Source organism: Streptomyces sp. BK340 (assembly GCF_007827595.1).
Lineage (GTDB): Bacteria > Actinomycetota > Actinomycetes > Streptomycetales > Streptomycetaceae > Streptomyces.
The window spans coordinates 181,307-197,497 of the sequence record NZ_VISR01000008.1; the positions used below are offsets into that span (position 1 = coordinate 181,307).

General features: G+C 69.8%; 13 protein-coding genes and 1 pseudogene. 7 read left to right on the forward strand and 7 right to left on the reverse strand.

Translation table 11 applies throughout. The features are described from left to right. Window positions 1-215: 215 nt before the first annotated feature. The gene (locus FB157_RS17535; protein ID WP_145880739.1) at window positions 216-2,306 is read left to right on the forward strand and encodes a SpoIIE family protein phosphatase; all 2,091 of its coding nucleotides are present in this window, start codon (window positions 216-218) and stop codon (window positions 2,304-2,306) included. Window positions 2,307-2,597: 291 nt separating this feature from the next. On the opposite strand, the gene FB157_RS17540 is transcribed toward FB157_RS17535, so the two are convergent. The 3 genes from FB157_RS17540 to FB157_RS48455 all read right to left on the reverse strand — a co-directional run bounded on the left by FB157_RS17540 (window position 2,598) and on the right by FB157_RS48455 (window position 4,664). Next, on the reverse strand, window positions 2,598-3,755 hold the full coding sequence (locus tag FB157_RS17540) for a PP2C family protein-serine/threonine phosphatase (RefSeq protein ID WP_261386354.1): 1,158 nt from the start codon (window positions 3,753-3,755) through the stop codon (window positions 2,598-2,600). A gap of 576 nt (window positions 3,756-4,331) precedes the next feature. Beyond that, window positions 4,332-4,466 carry an integrase core domain-containing protein gene (locus tag FB157_RS49420; RefSeq protein WP_145880910.1) on the reverse strand — a complete coding sequence of 45 codons (135 nt, stop codon included), beginning with the start codon at window positions 4,464-4,466 and terminating at the stop codon, window positions 4,332-4,334. Between the two features lie 27 nt (window positions 4,467-4,493). Next, window positions 4,494-4,664 (reverse strand): DDE-type integrase/transposase/recombinase, encoded by a 171-nt coding sequence (locus FB157_RS48455; RefSeq protein ID WP_145880741.1) that lies wholly within the window; start codon window positions 4,662-4,664, stop codon window positions 4,494-4,496. On the opposite strand from FB157_RS48455, the gene FB157_RS48460 reads away from it, so the two are divergent. After that, entirely contained in the window at window positions 4,654-4,902 is a 249-nt protein-coding gene (locus FB157_RS48460; RefSeq protein WP_186581553.1) for a hypothetical protein, read from the forward strand. The genes FB157_RS48455 and FB157_RS48460 overlap by 11 nt on opposite strands. Before the next feature lie 60 nt (window positions 4,903-4,962). On the opposite strand, the gene FB157_RS17560 is transcribed toward FB157_RS48460, so the two are convergent. Then, on the reverse strand, window positions 4,963-5,628 hold the full coding sequence (locus tag FB157_RS17560; RefSeq protein WP_145880745.1) for a TetR/AcrR family transcriptional regulator: 666 nt from the start codon (window positions 5,626-5,628) through the stop codon (window positions 4,963-4,965). A gap of 155 nt (window positions 5,629-5,783) precedes the next feature. Here FB157_RS17560 and FB157_RS17565 point away from each other — a divergent pair, with 155 nt between their 5' ends. The 5 genes and pseudogenes from FB157_RS17565 to FB157_RS17585 all read left to right on the forward strand — a co-directional run bounded on the left by FB157_RS17565 (window position 5,784) and on the right by FB157_RS17585 (window position 12,617). After that, on the forward strand, window positions 5,784-6,737 hold the full coding sequence (locus FB157_RS17565; RefSeq protein ID WP_145880747.1) for a fumarylacetoacetate hydrolase family protein: 954 nt from the start codon (window positions 5,784-5,786) through the stop codon (window positions 6,735-6,737). 95 nt (window positions 6,738-6,832) lie between these two features. Next, a complete protein-coding gene (locus FB157_RS17570; RefSeq protein ID WP_145880749.1) occupies window positions 6,833-8,770 on the forward strand; it encodes an acyl-CoA synthetase in 1,938 nt (645 codons plus the stop codon). Further along, entirely contained in the window at window positions 8,767-9,117 is a 351-nt protein-coding gene (locus FB157_RS17575; RefSeq protein ID WP_145880751.1) for a DoxX family protein, read from the forward strand. Before FB157_RS17570 ends, FB157_RS17575 begins: the two co-directional genes overlap by 4 nt. A gap of 443 nt (window positions 9,118-9,560) precedes the next feature. Then, on the forward strand, window positions 9,561-11,327 hold the full coding sequence (locus tag FB157_RS17580) for an FAD-dependent monooxygenase (protein WP_145880753.1): 1,767 nt from the start codon (window positions 9,561-9,563) through the stop codon (window positions 11,325-11,327). Between the two features lie 146 nt (window positions 11,328-11,473). Further along, window positions 11,474-12,617: pseudogene (locus tag FB157_RS17585) on the forward strand (VOC family protein). A 353-nt stretch (window positions 12,618-12,970) separates the two neighbouring features. On the opposite strand, the gene FB157_RS17595 reads toward FB157_RS17585, so the two are convergent. From FB157_RS17595 to FB157_RS17605, 3 genes are all read right to left on the reverse strand, one after another. Further along, window positions 12,971-13,663, reverse strand: a complete 693-nt coding sequence (locus FB157_RS17595; protein ID WP_145880756.1) for a hypothetical protein — start codon at window positions 13,661-13,663, stop codon at window positions 12,971-12,973. A gap of 137 nt (window positions 13,664-13,800) precedes the next feature. Then, a complete protein-coding gene (locus FB157_RS17600; RefSeq protein WP_145880759.1) occupies window positions 13,801-14,154 on the reverse strand; it encodes a DoxX family protein in 354 nt (117 codons plus the stop codon). Further along, window positions 14,151-16,184, reverse strand: a complete 2,034-nt coding sequence (locus FB157_RS17605) for an acetoacetate--CoA ligase (protein WP_145880761.1) — start codon at window positions 16,182-16,184, stop codon at window positions 14,151-14,153. Before FB157_RS17605 ends, FB157_RS17600 begins: the two co-directional genes overlap by 4 nt. Window positions 16,185-16,191 lie beyond the last annotated feature (7 nt).

Below are 16,191 nucleotides of genomic sequence, written 5' to 3' on the forward strand. Positions count from 1 at the left end.
GCGCGGCGCCCGGCCGATGGCGGGGAACCCATACCCGAGGCGTCCGGGGACTGATCCGGCACCGCACGGGAGTGCGCAGGGTGACGGCTTCGCCGTCCAGCCCGACGGGGACGGCCGGGGCATCGGCGTGAATGACGACGTCGTCAGGTGTCGCGCGATGCGCGGGAGCGGCGCGCAGGAGCCAGGCGCAGTCTGGATAGTGGAGGTGGGTTGCCGTGGCGCACAACGAAGCCATTTCGCCCGTCGAGGTTGCGGCAGTACTGGAAGCCCTGTTCCACCAATCCCCGGCCGGCCTGATGCTCCTGGACACGGAACTGCGGATCCTATGGATCAACGTCAACACGCCGGTCCTGAAATCGGGCACCCCTGAAGAGATCATAGGCCGGCACTTGACCGACGTATGTGACCTTTCCGCGCCCGGTGAGGTCGAGGCGACGCTGCACGGCGTGCTGGAGAGCGGCGCGCCCGCTCGGGGGCGACGATTGGGGGTCCGTCCGAAGGGCGCGCCGGGGCCGGAGTACCGGTTCTCCGTCTCGGCATTTCGTCTTGAGGACGCGCAGGGCAGGATCCTGGGAGTGCTGACGGAGATACTTGGTGTCACCGAATGCGAAAAGGTACGCGCCCGTCTGCACCTTCTCGGCTCGGTGCGCGATCGCGTGGGACAGACCCTCGACGTTGTGGCCACCTGCGAGGAATTGGTGCAAGCGGTGGTGCCGGACCTCGCCGACCTCGCCGTGGTGGAAGTGGTGGAGGCAGTGGTGCGTGGCGAGGAACCTCCGCCGAGTCCTCTCGGACGGGAGGTGCCGCTGCGCCGTGCGGCCTTCGCCTGCAGTGGCGGCGAGGACCAGGTCCAGGCACATCCGGTGGGTGACGTGCGTGCTCTGCCGTTCCCGACGCCCTACGCCCAGACACTGGCCGACCTCAAGCCGCGCCTCGTCGCCCTGGGTCCGGAAACGCCTTGGCTGGCGGCCGTCCCGCAGCGCGCCGAGGCGATTCGCGCCTCAGGCGCCCAGAGTCTTGTTACCACTCCCCTGACCCTGCGGGGAAAGGTGCTGGGGCTGATGAGCCTCTACCGCACCGACCAGGGCGACGTCTTCGACCAGGGCGATGTCATCCTCGCCGACGCAGTGGCCGCTCACGCCGCGCTGTGCATCGACAACGCCCGCCGTTATACCCGCGAACACACCATCGCCCTGACGATCCAGCGCCATCTGCTGCTTCCCGAGGTTGCGACGCAGACGACCGTTGAAACCGCGCACATACTGGTGCCCTCTGAAACCGGCGGAGGCTGCGGGTTCGACACATTCGCCCTGTCCGGCGCCCGCACCGCACTGGTGGTCGGCGAAGTAGCCGGCCGAGGCATCCATGCGGCCACCACCATGGGACAGATAGGGACCGCCGCGCACTCCCTGGCCGCGCTCGACCTGGAGCCCGACGAGCTCCTCGCCCGCCTCAACGACACCGCCATCAGCCTGGCCCAGGAACGCGCCGCTCTGCCGCCCGGCGACCCCATGCCGCTCACGGGAAGCTGCGCGTACGCGGTCTACGACCCGCTCGCTGGGACCTGCACCATCGCCCTGGCCGGCCACCCCCCACCCGTCATCGCCCATCCCGATGGGAGCACCCAGATCCCTCACCTACCGAGCGGACCTCCCCTGGGCAGGACCGAAGGACCTCCCTTCGCTGCCACCACGATCCCTCTCCCCGACGGCAGCGTCCTCGCCTTCTACACGCCGTCCCTCCTGCACACCTCCCAGTCCCCGGAGATCCTCCAACGAGTGCTGGCCCACACTGACCGGCCACTGCAGGATCTGTGCGACGACGTGCTCTACCGGCTACGGAACGACACCGACCACGGCGACGTCATCCTCCTGCTCGCCCGCACCCACACACTCCCCGCGGACCAGGTCGCCGCATGGCACCTCGATCCCCACCCCAAAGCCGTCGCCACGGCGCGCACCCACGCCCAACACCAACTCACCCATTGGGGAGTGGACGAGGAAACCGCCTACACCACCGAAACGATCGTCAGCGAACTGGTCACCAACGCCATCCGCTACGGCACACCGCCTGTGCAGTTGCGGCTCATCAAGGACCGCACGCTCACCTGCGAAGTCCACGACAGCAATGCCCTCGCGCCACGGCTGCGCCACGCGAAAACCATCGACGAAGGCGGGCGCGGCCTGTTCATCATCGCCCAACTCGCGCAGAACTGGGGCGTCCGTTACTCCCTCGACGGCAAGAGCGTCTGGGCCGAGCAGACTCTGCCGCCCGCAACCTCGCTCCATCCCCAACAGCGGTCATAGCGTTACCGAGCGCGCCCGGATCGTCGGCCAGCCGTGCCGGCGAGAGCGCCGGGGCTCTGACCTGCGGCCATGCAAACGAGCAACGCTGCGACCTGCGACTTAGCTGTCGGCGGTTGTCAGCGTTGGTCGTCGTTGAACACCCCCGCACGGCCCAGAGACGGCCCGAGCGGGGGTGCCGCGAGTGCCCTCGATGCGAACTATGGGCAGGGTGGTCATTGAGGTCAGGTGGGCTGGTCAACTGGTCGTCAAGGACCGTTGGCGGTCGGTGGCGGTCGTGGTGGTTGCTGTACTTCACTGCTGTACTGCACTGGGTCGTTCCCCTAGGCCAGAAGTGCTGCGTGACCGCATATCGAAGGACATCGAGACGCCGCGCTCATCACAGGTCGATTGGTCAGCCGATGGCGCTATGCCGTCAGCGGGTTGACGTTTGATTGAGATCAAGGCGGCGTCGTCGTCGAGTCGGCCGCTGACGTGGTTGAGAAGGTCGCCGCGGAGGTGGTTGAGGAGTGCTGTGGGATGGCGGTGGTTCTGGTGGGTGAGTCGTTTGGCGAGCGGGTAGAACTCGCCCTCGGTATTGCGGGCTTCGATGGCACCGTCGGTGTAGAGGAGGAGGGTGTCTTCGGCGCGTAGGGCGAAGGTGTCGAGGTGATAGGTGGTTTGCACCAATGCGCCCAGTCCCAGCGGGGGCGCGGGTTGGCCGGCTTCCAGGGTCACGACGTCGTGCGCTCGTAGGAGTAGCGGTGGGGGGTGTCCGCAGGTGACGCTCCGCACGAGGGGCTCGGCGTCGGGGATTTCGAGGAGAGTGGCGGTGACGAACGCCTCTTCGGTCTGTTCGGGGCTCACTGCTTCGGATGCGTTGCTGCGGACACTTGAATCCAGGTAGGCGGCGAGTTCCGGCAGCGTGGTCAGCCGGCGGGCGGCGTCGCGGAACGTGCTGATGGTGTGGGCAGCGATGCCGACCGCCGCCAGGCCCTTGCCTCGAACGTCGCCGATGATCAACCGTGTCCCCGTGGGCGTGCGCACGGCGGCGTAGAGATCTCCGCCGATGCGTGCTTCATCCTCTGCCGCCAGGTACGTCGAGGCCAGGCGAAGGGGGCCGAGTCGGTGGGGGAGGGGAGGCAGTATGGCGCGTTGCGCGGCCTCGGCGACTGCGCGCAGCTGGACCAGCTTTCGCTGTCCGTGTTCCGTCAGGTACCGGGCGATCACGACGGCCACCGAGGTCGCCATGAGGGCAGCCGCCTGTGGCGGGTTCACCGATTGGCGGACCAGGAAGATGGCCATCAAAGCCGACACGGCCATGATGGCGACAAGTGAGGTCACCCGGGAGCTCGCGTACCAGGAAGTGAGTACAGGCACCATGATCAGCAAGTCGCCGAGATGAACTGCGCCAGGCACCTGAAGATCGATGAGCGTGATCGCCAGAATGAACAGCGAGGCGACTGTCAGCACGGATCGTGGTTGCGGCAAGGTGCGCGAGAGAACGAGTGACGACCCCGCTCGGTGATGCATCAGGTGTGGCTCCTGCACGCAACCTGGAGCCGTACACGCAGGGTCGCGGAACGTGAATGCCATGTGCTGCTCCCTCTAGGATCATATCCTCGGTTCTGATGGTTCCATCAATTAAAACGGACATATATGGGCATGCAAGGTCATGTGCGGCAGGTCACAAGCATTGTGGATGTCGGCCGGGCTTGATCAGGACGAGTCTCCCTCGCTGGGGTGACGACTGACCCGCCGCCCCTCGTGGTGCACGGTGCCGAGCGGTCGACGTAGCGACTTTGGCCGGGAGCTGCTTTGGCGCGAGTGATCATGGCCCCGTAAGCTTCCGGCGCGTCGGGCAGTCTGTGGACCTGCCCGGTAAAGCATGACGTTGGGGCCATGATCTTCGAGGCTCGCGCCAAAGCGGCTGGCTAGGGTCGCGGAGCCGACCGCCCCGGCCACGATGGTTCTGACCTCATGCACTGTGTGCCTGCCTCTTGGGCAGGGGCGGGCGGCCGGCGGTGCTGTGCCACTGACAAAGATCGATTACGTCTGAGTCGTGGTCTTCTGCTTGAGGCGTTCGTAGGGTGTCTGGCCGCCGAGGCCGCCGTGGGGGCGATGGTAGTTGTAGTAGTCCTCCCACTCGCGCAGCTTGTCGTTGAAGACCTCGGCATCGTCGATGACGACACCATCGAGGAGCCGGTAGAACTACTCCTCGGCATCCATTCGGTGGGAGCGTTCGACCTTGCCGTTCAGTCGCGGTGTGCGGGGCTTGATGTAGGTGTGGGCGATGCCCTTGTCGGGCACGTGCCAGTGGAAGGCGGACTGGAACTCAGCGCCGTTGTCGGGCCAACGGGTGCAGATCGACGTGAAGTTCATCGAGCCGCTCGCCTCGATACCGCTTCCATCTGCGGTCGTGGCGCTTGTAACGCTGGGAGGCCGGCAGGCGGCCCATGTCGAGACGGTTGAGGATGCGCCAGACGCCCGACTTGCTGATGGTGACGTCGTGGTACCGCTTGAGGTACATGGCGATCTTCTCGGGCCCGAAGTGGTAGTTCTGTCGAAGGTAGATGATCTTTCCGACCACCTCGACGTGGGTCGCGTTCGCGCCCCCTGAGCGTCACATTCGCGGACATGGGCGACGTGTCTCATGCGTCGCCGATCTTGCTCACCATTGTCAGGTCCGGGGCAGCGACGGCAGGGGCCGAGTGGCGATCTCCTGTGCTTCGGCGCGCGTCATGCCGAACATGCGCAGCAGGCGGAAGGCCAGCTGGTCGGAAACATGCGCGGCATCGAGGTCCGGGCGGGTCTCCAGTAGGTGGAGCACTCCGAGCAGGGCGCCGCCGACCATGGCCACAGAAGTGCGCGGGTCGTCGATGTCCAGCCGTCCGGTGTCGGCGGCGGCCCGCAGATCCCGCATCGCCTGCGGAGCCAATCCGCTGTCGGAGGTCAGATAGGACATGCCCGTACGGACGAGGATCCTGGCCATCTGTGTGTGGGTGCGCTGCAGCCGGCCGGTCAGGCGGACGCTGGCGGCGAAGATCTCCGCGGGGTCCTTCAGGTCTCCCACGACGGATTCCAGGAGTGCTCCGTGTTCCTCCAGGGTGCGGGCGACAGCCGCGTCGAACAGCTCGTCCTTGCTGGTGAAGTGGTTGTAGAAGGAGCCGAAGCCGACATCCGCCGCCTCGGTGATCTCCTGGATGCTCACGTCGGTCCGCCCCTGATCGGCGAGGAACCGCTGCGCGGCGGCGATCAGCGCGGCACGGGTGCGCGCCTTGCGTCGGTCCACGCGGTTGGGCGTGTGGCTGGGTGTGTTGGCCCTGCCCTGTCGATCGATACTCATCTCTCCACCATGCTCAGTGCATCAGCTTTGATTATTTCGTCACGACTGACTGCTGTTGACGGAGTCGTCATCTGGACTGATTCTCTCATCACTGCTGACTGGAGCTGCTCGCGGGAGCGTTCCGGTCGGTGCCTGTCCAGGACTCAGGAGAGCCGATGAGTATCCAGGTCGTCCGCACCACAGACGGCTGGTGGGTGGAGAGCGGCACAGGACGGCTGCACCGCGTCGACACCGGCGCGGACACCACCGCCGGCCTGCTCGCCGACCGTTCCGCCGTGCAGCAGGCGGCTGCCCGCGCCACGGGTGACCCCGACGCCGGGGTTTCGGTTGGAGAGGCCGAGCTGCTGTCGCCTGTCACCACGCCCTGCCGGGTGGTAGCGCAGATGGTCAACTACCGTTCCCACGCGGTGGACTCCGGATTCGACCCGGACACCGTTCCGCCAGCGTTCTTCCGCAAGGCGTCCGGGTCCGTCAGCGGGCCCTACCAGGACATTGAACGTCCACAGCACGTGCGTTTCCTGGACTACGAGGTGGAGCTCGGGTTGGTGATGGGTGCCGATCTGCCGGTCGGTACCGAGGTCACCGACTCCACCCTGCCGGCGTTCGTCGCCGCGCTCGTCGTCGCCGACGACGTCAGCGCCCGCGATCTGCAACTGCCCAAGACCCAGTTCTACGAGGCCAAGTCGTACCCGACCTTCACGCCGCTGGGCCCCCGGCTGCTCCTGGTCGACGCCGACGACCTGGCCCGCCTGCCGGACCTGCGGCTCACGCTGAAGGTCAACGGGGCCACCCGGCAGGACCGCACCACCACGGAGATGATCGTCCGGCCCGCCCGCGCCCTCAGTCTGCTCGCCCGCTTCCAGCACCTGCAGCCCGGTGACGTCCTGCTCACCGGAACCCCTGGCGGCACCGCGCTCAAGTCCCCGGGCAGGGTCGTGGCCACGCTTGCCGCCCTCCTGCCTCCGCACAAGCGCTGGCAGACGTTCTTCGCCCGCCAGCAGGCAAACCCTCGCTACCTCAAGGACGGCGACGTCGTCACGGCCCGCATCGCGACCGACGACGGCGTCCTCGATCTCGGCGAGCAGCGCACGGTGGTGCGGGCCCGCTGACGGCTCCCGGGAACCCCGCCCGGGACCGGCCGGCCCGGCATCCCCGTACCGGGCCGGCCACCTGAACCCATCCCTCACCCTGCAAAGGCGCACCGGTGACACGCACACCCCCCGACCTGCTGTGGCCCGCCCCCGACAGCCGCGCGGACCTGTCCGCGATCGAGGCCGTACCGCTGCACGAGTGCGGCCTGCCCGCCACCACCTACGACACCCTGCTGCGCGCCGCCCGCCTGTGGCCCGACCGGCCGGCCCTGACGGTGCTGCCCGACGCCGCGCGCTTCCAGCGCCCCGCCACAGTCACCTTCGCGCACCTGCGTGACCAGGTGCATCGCACTGCCAATCTGCTGGGCTCTCTAGGCGTCACCCGCCGGGCCGCCGTGGGCCTGCTCGCGCCGAACACCGCGGAGCTGCCCGGCGCCCTGCTGGCCGCGCAGGCAGCGGGCATCGCCGCCCCGGTCAACCCGGGCCTGGCATCCGAGCACGTCGAGCAGTTGCTGCGGCGCAGCGGCGCGCGGGTGCTCATCGCCGCCGGTCCGCAGTTGGACGCACAGGTGTGGGCCACAGCCCGGCAGGTCGCCGCGGCCTTGCGGCTGGACGCTCTGCTGGCACTGACCCCCAACCTGGCCGACGGCCCCGCCCCCGCTCTGGACCCCATCGAGGGCGTACGCGTTGGCTACCTCACGGAGCTTGCCGCGTCCCATCCCGCCGACCGGCTGGTGGACGTCGAAGCCCCGGCCGCCGACGACCTGGCCGCCTACTTCCACACCGGCGGCACCACCGGCATCCCCAAGCTTGCCGCCCATACGCACGCCAACGAGGTCGTCGACGCCTGGATGGTGGCCGCGAGCATTCCTCTCGACGAGGACTCGGTGATGTTCGCGGCACTGCCGTTGTTCCACGTCAACGCCCTGATCGTCACCCTGCTCGGCCCGCTGCTGCGCGGCCGGGGAGTGGTGTGGGCCGGGCCGCTGGGCTACCGCGATCCCGAGCTGTATCCGGTGTTCTGGAAGCTGGTGGAGCACTACCGCATCGCCGCCATGTCGGCGGTGCCCACCCTGTACTCCGTCCTCGCCCATGTCCCCGTCGACGCGGACATCTCCAGCATGCGGTTCGCCGCCGTCGGCGCCTCCCCGCTGCCGCCCGCCGTACGGGAGTCCTTCGAGAAGCACACCGGGATCCCCCTGTGCGAGGGCTACGGGCTGACCGAGGCGACCTGCGCCTCCGCCCTCGGCCTGCCCGGCCACACTCGCCCCGGTAGTGCCGGGCGGCGCCTGCCCTACCAGCAGGTCAAGACGGTGCGGATCGACCCGGACACCGGTGAGTGGCACGACCTGCCGCCGGGCGCCACCGGGGTGCTCGCCGTCAGCGGCCCGGTCGTCTTCGCCGGGTACGTAGCTGAGCACACCGCCCAGGAGCCTCGCCTGGAGAGCGCCGGGAAGATCCGCGACGGCTGGCTGGACACGGGCGACCTGGCCCGTATCGACGCCGACGGCTTCATCCATCTCGCCGGCCGAGCCAAGGACCTGATCATCCGCGGCGGTCACAACATCGATCCCGCCGCGATCGAGGACGCCCTCCTCACCCACCCCCAGGTCACCGCCGCCGCGGCGGTGGGCCGCCCCGACCCGCACGCCGGCGAGGTGCCCGTCGCCTACGTCACCTTCGCCCCCGGCGCCCAGACCGATCCCGCCGAACTGCTCACCTGGGTCACCGAACGGGTCCCCGAGCGCGCCGCCGCCCCGCGCGAGGTGCGCGTGATCGACGCCATCCCGCTGACCGCCGTCGGCAAGCCCTACAAGCTCGGCCTTCGCCTGGACGCCACCCGCCGCGCGGTCCACGCCGAACTGGCCGCCCAGGGCGCGGACTGCGACCCGGAACGCATCCTGTGCCGCCCGCACGACGGCGGTGTCCGCGTCACGGTGCCCGCCCCTGCCGACGAGGCGGTACGACGCAGGGTCACCGCAGCCCTCGACCGGTACGTCCTGCACTGGCAGTACGCCCCCAGCAAGCCACTTGAGAGAGAAACCCCATGAGCACCACCGCCATCGTCCTCGCCGTCCTCCTCGCCGGGATCTTCCTCCTGCTCGGGTCGGCCAAGCTCGCGGCAGTACCCGCTATGCGCCAGGCCGCGGCCCACGTCGGCATGACCGCCACCCACTACCGCCTGCTGGGTGCTCTGGAGGTGGCGGCAGCGGCCGGTCTGCTGCTCGGCCTGCGGATCAGCGCGCTCGGCGCCGCCGCATCCATCGGCCTGATCCTGCTCATGGCCGGCGCCGTCGTCGTCCACCTGCGCAGCGGCGATCCGGCGGCCCGCTGCCTGCCGGCCGTCATCGCGGGTGCCTTGGCCGGAGCCCATCTCGTCGCGCTGGTCGGCGGCTAGCATCACCGCCGCCTGGGCTCCGAGGAGCATCACGATGAGCCGCATCGACGTCCGCCAGCATCTGCCGCCCTGCGCCTCCACGCGGTGGCTGGCCTAGCACAGCGTTCATACCCAGCCCGCCTCCGCAGGCCGCCTTTCGCACGGCTCGGACGGCACCCACCGCATCTCACCGCCTTGGCCGCCGAGGCCGGGTGCGGCCTCTGAATCGACACCACTGTTTCCGGCGTCCCTTCCGTGCCGTCCGGGCTGCCGAGGCCCGCCCGCAGCGAGCGGGTGCCTCTCGGAACGACCAGCCTCTCGTATCCGTGCGCCGCCGCCCGCTCAATCCGCGGACACCCCGTCTCGATCAATCGACCGGGGAAACGCCCTTGGCGCTCTTCCCCCGCCGCTCCTGAGCCGTCCCCACCCCATGGCCCCGAGCCGTGACACCCCATGGAGTACCCATGAATGACATCGACGTCCCCGTCCTCATCGTCGGCGGAGGCGGTGCGGGGCTCACCGCCTCCATGCTGCTCAGCCGCATGGGCATCGAGTCCCTGCTGGTCACCGCCTGGCCCAGCACCTCCGTCCTGCCCAAGGCCCACGTCCTGAACCAGCGCGCGATGGAGATCATGCGCGACGCCGGCGTGGCCGACACCATCTACGCCGCCTCCACCCCGGCCGAGCGGATGTCCCACACCGCCTGGTACGTCGGACTGGTCGGCGAGGGCGAGGACTACGGCCGCCGCGTCGCCAAGATGGAGGCCTGGGGAGCCGGCGGCAACTCACCCGAGTGGCTCGCGGCCAGCCCCGAGCGGCAGGCCAACCTGCCCCAGATCCGACTGGAACCGGTCCTGCGCGCCCGTGCCGAGGAACTTGCGCCCGGCCGGGTCCGCTTCCACCACGAGCTGACCGGACTCGCCCAGGACGACGAGGGCGTCACCGCCACCGTCACCGACCGCGGCACCGGCGAGACCTACCGGGTGCGGGCCCGTTACCTGCTGGGCTGCGACGGCGGCCGCACGGTCGGCCCCGCCGTGGGCATCGTCCAGGAGGGCGTGCGCGACCTCGCCCGCGTGGTCTCCTTCCACATCTCCGCCGACCTGTCCCAGGTGGCGACCGACCCTGACGTGCTGATCCGCTGGCTGTGGCTGCCCGACCTCGGCATCCCGGGCGTGCTCGTGCCCATGGGCCCCGACCACTGGGGCCCGGAGTCCGAGGAGTGGGTCTTCCACATCAACTACGGGTCCGAGGACGGCCGCGCGCTCGACGACGAGTCCGTACTGTCCGACATGCGCACGGCGCTGGGGCTGACCGAGGACCAGGTGGCGGTCCACATGATCTCCCGCTGGTCCCTGGAGGGCGTGGTCGCCGACCGCTACCGCGCCGGCCGCATCCTGATCGCCGGCGATGCCGCCCACCGCCATCCGCCCACCGGCGGCCTCGGCCTGACCTCCGCCATGCACGACGTCCAGAACCTCACCTGGAAGATCGCCGCCGTCCTGAACGGCCATGCCGGCGACGCCCTGTTGGATACCTACGAGCCCGAGCGGCGCCCGTCGGACGCCACCAACGTTCAGCGCTCGCTGGAAAACGCCATGAACCACATAGCCATCAACGCCCTCTTCGGCGGCGGGCCACAGGCCGACACGGAGGAGAACTGGCGTCAGGCGCGCCGCCTGTGGAGCGAGGACCCCGCCGACACCGGCTTCCGCCGCACCTTCCTGGCCAGCGTGGCCGCCCAGTCCATGGAGTTCAACGAACTGGGCGTCGAATTCGGCTACACCTACGACTCCGCCGCCGTCGTCCCCGACGGCACTCCCGCACCCGAGAACCCCGACCCCGTCCGCATCTACAAGCCCGCCGCCCGCCCCGGACACCCGCTGCCCCACGCCTGGCTTGAGGACCCCTACGGCCATCGCGTGGCCCTGGCCCGCCTGGTCCGCCCCGGCCGCTTCCTGCTGATCGCCGGGGAGGACGGCCAGGCCTGGTGCGAAGCCGCCGAGAAGATCGCCGCCACCAGCGGGCTGCCGCTCGACGCCATCCGTGTCGGCCACCTCGACGGCGACTACCGCGACCTGCGCTCCACCTGGACCGCCGCACGCGGGCACACCCCGCAAGGCGCCGTCCTGGTGCGCCCGGATCGCTTCATCGGCTGGCGCACCCACGGCGCGGCCACCGACGCGGTCGCCGACCTGACCACCGCGCTGGACACCCTGCTGGCCCGGTAGGGGATCCGCCACCGCTGGTGCCACCCGCTCCGCCGACCGCTGACACGGTCGGCGGGGCCACACCCCGCCCCCTTCCACCCCTTACTCGTATCCCGCGACAGTGCCGCACACCGCCGTCGCGGGAGAGCCGCCCGAAGGGACCCGCCATGAACGACCCGACACCCACACCCGCCCCCACGGCCGACGCCCACCAGGGCCTACACAGCGAACAGGGCGCCCTGCGCGGGGAGCACCGCGGCCCAGCCCGTCATCAAGGTGGTCGACCTGGCCTGGCTCGAGTTCACCAAGCCCGACCTGGACCGCGCCGAGACCTTCGCCCACGACTTCGGCCTGACCACCGCCGCCCGCACCGACGACGCCCTCTATCTGCGCGGCGCCATGGGCGGCACCCACTGCCCGGTGATCCGCCGCGGCCCCTCCTCTCGGTTCATCGGCCCCGCCTTCCAGGCCGCCGACGCCGCCGACCTCGACCGGCTGGCGAGCGCCACCGGCCACAAGGTCCGCCCCCTCACCGAGCACGGCGGTGGCAGCGCGGTGGACCTGCTCGATCCCTCTGGCAGCCCGGTCCGCGTCGTCCCCGGCGTCACCGAGCAGCCCGCACAGCCGCTGCGGCAGCCGCTGGTCCTCAACACGGGCACCACCACCGCGGCCGGCCGCATCAACACCACCCAGCGCCCGCCCCGCACACCCTCCCAGGTGCAGCGTCTGGGCCACGTCGTGCTCTCCACCCGGGTCTTCCGGCGCGCTCTGGACTGGTACCTGCAGCACCTGGGCCTGATCGTCAGCGACTTCCTCTACCTGGACGGGCAGCGCGACCGCGGCCCCACCATGGCCTTCATCCGCTGCGACCGCGGCAGCGAGCCCGCCGACCACCACACCCTGGCCATGCACCTGGGCCCCGACACGGGCTATGTCCACTCCGCCTATCAGGTCGCCGACCTCGACGTGCTGGCCGCCGGCGACGAGTACCTGCGCGAGCGCGGATACCGCCACTCCTGGGGCATCGGCCGGCACATCCAGGGCAGCCAGATCTTCGACTACTGGCGTGACCCCGACCGCTTCATGATGGAGCACTTCGCCGACGGTGACGTCTTCGACCACACGCTGGAACCCGGCTGGGCCGCCATGTCCGCCTCCGGCCTGGCCCAGTGGGGCCCGCCCGCCACCCGCGACTTCCTCGGCACCACTCCTTCTCCGGGAGCGCTCCTGCAGGCGATCTCCGCGCTGCGCGAGGACAACGAAATCGACCGCGTCCGCCTGCTGGGCCTGATGAGAGCCCTGAGCAAGTGACCGCCACCGCCCCCGGGCACGTGCCCGTCGTGGTGATCGGTGCCGGGCCCACCGGGCTGACCGCCGCGACCCTTCTCACCCGTGCCACCTGGTCCGCGCATCCATCGGCTCCCGGATGCAGGACTCGCCACTTCCCAGCAGTGGCCGGCGAATGCTCTGCAGCACCCAAAGCAGGGACGCTGTCGCCGAACTGAGCGGAGGCATTGAATCCGCTGCGCCAACCGTCCCAGCTGTCGCAGGGCCGTCGGGCGTTGTTCCGGGCGCTCCTCCCGCGGGCCGACCTGTCGGCGTGACCGCAGGAACCGTGATCTCCTGATCGCAGCAGGAGCGGTGCTCGGCCGGCAGGCGCTGCGTCAGCGGCTCGTGTCGGCGTCGCCGTCGTCATGGGAAGAACGCCGAGGTCTCCTGCCGCCCGGCGCGGAGTCGTCCCCTTGCTCTTGCAACAACTCAAGGAGTGCGGCATCCGCTCTTCTCTTATCTTCCTTCGTCAGCTCGACCGGTGCGTTGTTGTAGACGGTGTAGCGATCCGGATCGATGATGTTGGCGGCCCGCAGGGTGAACGTCAGCAGGCGGCGCCACCCCCTGCGGTGGCCGACTCTTGCTTGCAGCTGGACCTTGTAGTCACGGGCTTCCGGCATGAACCCGGAGAAGGGTGCCTCGAACTCGATGAAGAGTTGTTGCGCTTCTCTTCCGGGCACTACGAAGCCGGCCGGCAGTTTCGCGTCCTCGTCCGGCCCCGGCTGGAGGCGGGACGGTGAGGACACCCACAGCAGCGGCAGGTGAGAAGCGGGCTCGTCGGGGAAGGTCAGGATGAGGTCCTGCACGACGATCGGCTTTGGGCCGGTGTTGTGAAGGACGAGCGGGAGCCGCAGGCGGGCCGTGGACGAGTGAATGATCGCTGCGAAGGCGTGAGGCTCCCAGGTCTTCAGCCGCCCTTGCCTGGCGTTGAGCCACCAGAACGACGCCACGGTGAAGAGCAACGCGCAGACCGACACCACGCCGGCGCCTGTGAGTGATGAGGACGCGGCCTGATCGGTCGCGGTCATCAGCGGAACCACAGATTCAGTGTGCCAGCGCCGGCGTGGGCTCGCTAACAGGGCCAGGGTTCTGTGCCGCCTGCGGGCAGCAGACGGCTAGCACGACGCTCATGCCTGTCACGGGTGGCTGCTACGGCCATCCAACGTCACGAGCCGCCACCGGCAAGGAGTACGAGGTACCAGGCGACCAGTGCCGAGCACGCCACGGCGGGGACGAGTTTCGGGGACCCGTCTCCTTTGCGTACGTGCGTGGTCACGGCACCGGCGAGGAGCAGAAGGAGGCCGAGGCCGGCCAGCTCTCCGAGCAGCGGCAGGACCGGGCCGGTCGCCACGCCGATGGCGCCCGCCAGCTCCAGCGCACCGATCAGCCGGTAGGCCGCTGGGGTGAAGCCGGCGTGGGCGGCCAGCTCGGGCATCGGACCCAGGGCCAGGATCTTGGCCGCGCCCAGCAGGGCGAAGATCAACGCGATGAGACAGGTCAGCGAGGCGGAGAGGATCACGAGACGCCCTCGGGGGTGTGCGGACGACGGGCCTGGCGGCGTTCGGCCCCCAGGCCGGCGAAGTGGGCGATCAGGTCGGGGTTGTCGACCGAGGAGGGGTTGAGGACCTGCTCGGCGGGTGCACCCTGGAGCAGGCGCTTGACCGGAACCTCGAGCTTCTTGCCGGTCTTCGTGTGCGGGATGGCCGGCACGGCGAGGATCTCGTCGGGGACGTGGCGGGGTGAGGCGCCGGTGCGGATCGCGTCACGGATCCGGTCGCGCAGGGAGCCGTCCAGGCCGACCCCGTCGGCGAGGACCACGAAGAGTGGCATCCAGTAGCCGCCGTCGGGTTCCTCTGCACCGATGACGAGGGCCTCGGTGATCTCGGGGAGGCGTTCGACGATGTCGTGGATGTCGGCGCTGCCCAGCCGTACGCCGTTGCGGTTGAGGGTGGCGTCGGAGCGTCCGTGCACGATCACCGAGCCATAGGAGGTGAGAGTGATCCAGTCGCCGTGCCGCCATACGCCCGGGTAGGCGCTGAAGTAGGCGTCGCGGTAGCGGCTGCCGTCGGGATCGTTCCAGAAGTACAGCGGCATGGACGGCATGGGGCGGGTGACGACCAGTTCGCCGACCTGGTCGACGACCGGCCGTCCCGCGCCGTCGTACGCCGCGAGCGCCACGCCGAGGTTGGGAGCCGACAGTTCACCCGCCCACACCGGGGTGGTGGGGGCGCTGCCGGCGAAGCCGGAGACGACGTCCGTGCCGCCGCTGGTGGAGGCCAACTGGACGCCTGCGCCGACGTGGTCGCGGACCCAGGGGTAGGCGGAGGCGGGCAGGGCGGAGCCGGTGCAGCCGACGACGCGGATCGCCGACAGGTCGTGCACGGAGGGTTCGACGCCGAGCTTGGCCATGGCCAGCAGGTACTGGGGGCTGGTGCCGAAGACTGTGATCTTGTGGCGGGCTGCCAGCTCCCACAGGACGTCGGGGCGCGCCACCGGCGCGGGGCTGCCGTCGTAGGTACAGGTGGTGGCACCGGTCAGCAGGGTGGAGACGACCAGGTTCCACATCATCCAGTGGGTGGTGGTGTACCACAGCAAGCGGTCTCCGACGCCCAGGTCGCAGTGCAGGCCGAGGGTCTTGAGGTGCTCCAGCAGGACGCCGCCGTGCCCGTGGACGATGCCCTTGGGCAGGCCGGTGGTGCCGGAGGAGAAGACGATCCACAGCGGGTGGTCGAACGGCACCGAAGTGATGGTGAGGTACTCGGTGCGGCCGGCCGCGTCCTCCCAGGGAACCGTCAGCCTCGCAGCCCGGGTCGCGGGCCACGCAAGGCCCAGGTGATCCACGAGGACCGTGGCCTTGAGCGTGGGCAGGGCGCCGGCTAGGTCGAGGGAGGCGGCGCGGCGGTCGTGACGGGTGCCGTTGAAGAGATAGCCGTCCGCGGTGATGAGCACCGTGGGTTCGAGCTGGGCGAAGCGGTCGGCGGCGGCCTTCGGTGCATAGTCCTGGCCGCACACCGACCACACCGCGCCCAGGCTGGCGGCGGCGAGGAAGGCGATGACGGCGTGCGGGGTGTTGGGCAGGTAGCCCACCACCCGGTCGCCCTGTCCGACTCCCAGATCGCGCAGGCTGGCAGCGACGGAGGCGACCCGGGCGCGCAGCTCCCGGCCCGTGATCTCATAGCCGGCTCCGGTCTCGTCCAGGGCAGTGATCGCGGGAGCGTCCGGCTGCAGGTTGCGCAGCGCATGGTGGGCGTAGTTGAGGGTGGCGCCGGGGAACCAGCGGGCGCCGGGCATGGTCTCCTCGGCCAGCACCCGCTCGTACGGAGTCGTCGCGTCGATGCCGAAGTACTCCCACACCGCGGCCCAGAAACCTTCCAGGTCGGTGACGGACCAGCGGTGTAGTGCCTGGTAGTCGGTGGGCTCCTGGATACCTTCGGCGCCCTGGTGCCGGGCGGCCCAGCGGGCAAAGTCCGCGATGCGGCTGCCGGCGGCCGCTTGGGGGTCGGGCGGCAGGAAGGGCTCCGGATAGGGCGTGGAGTGCGGGGTGGTCATGGTGTGG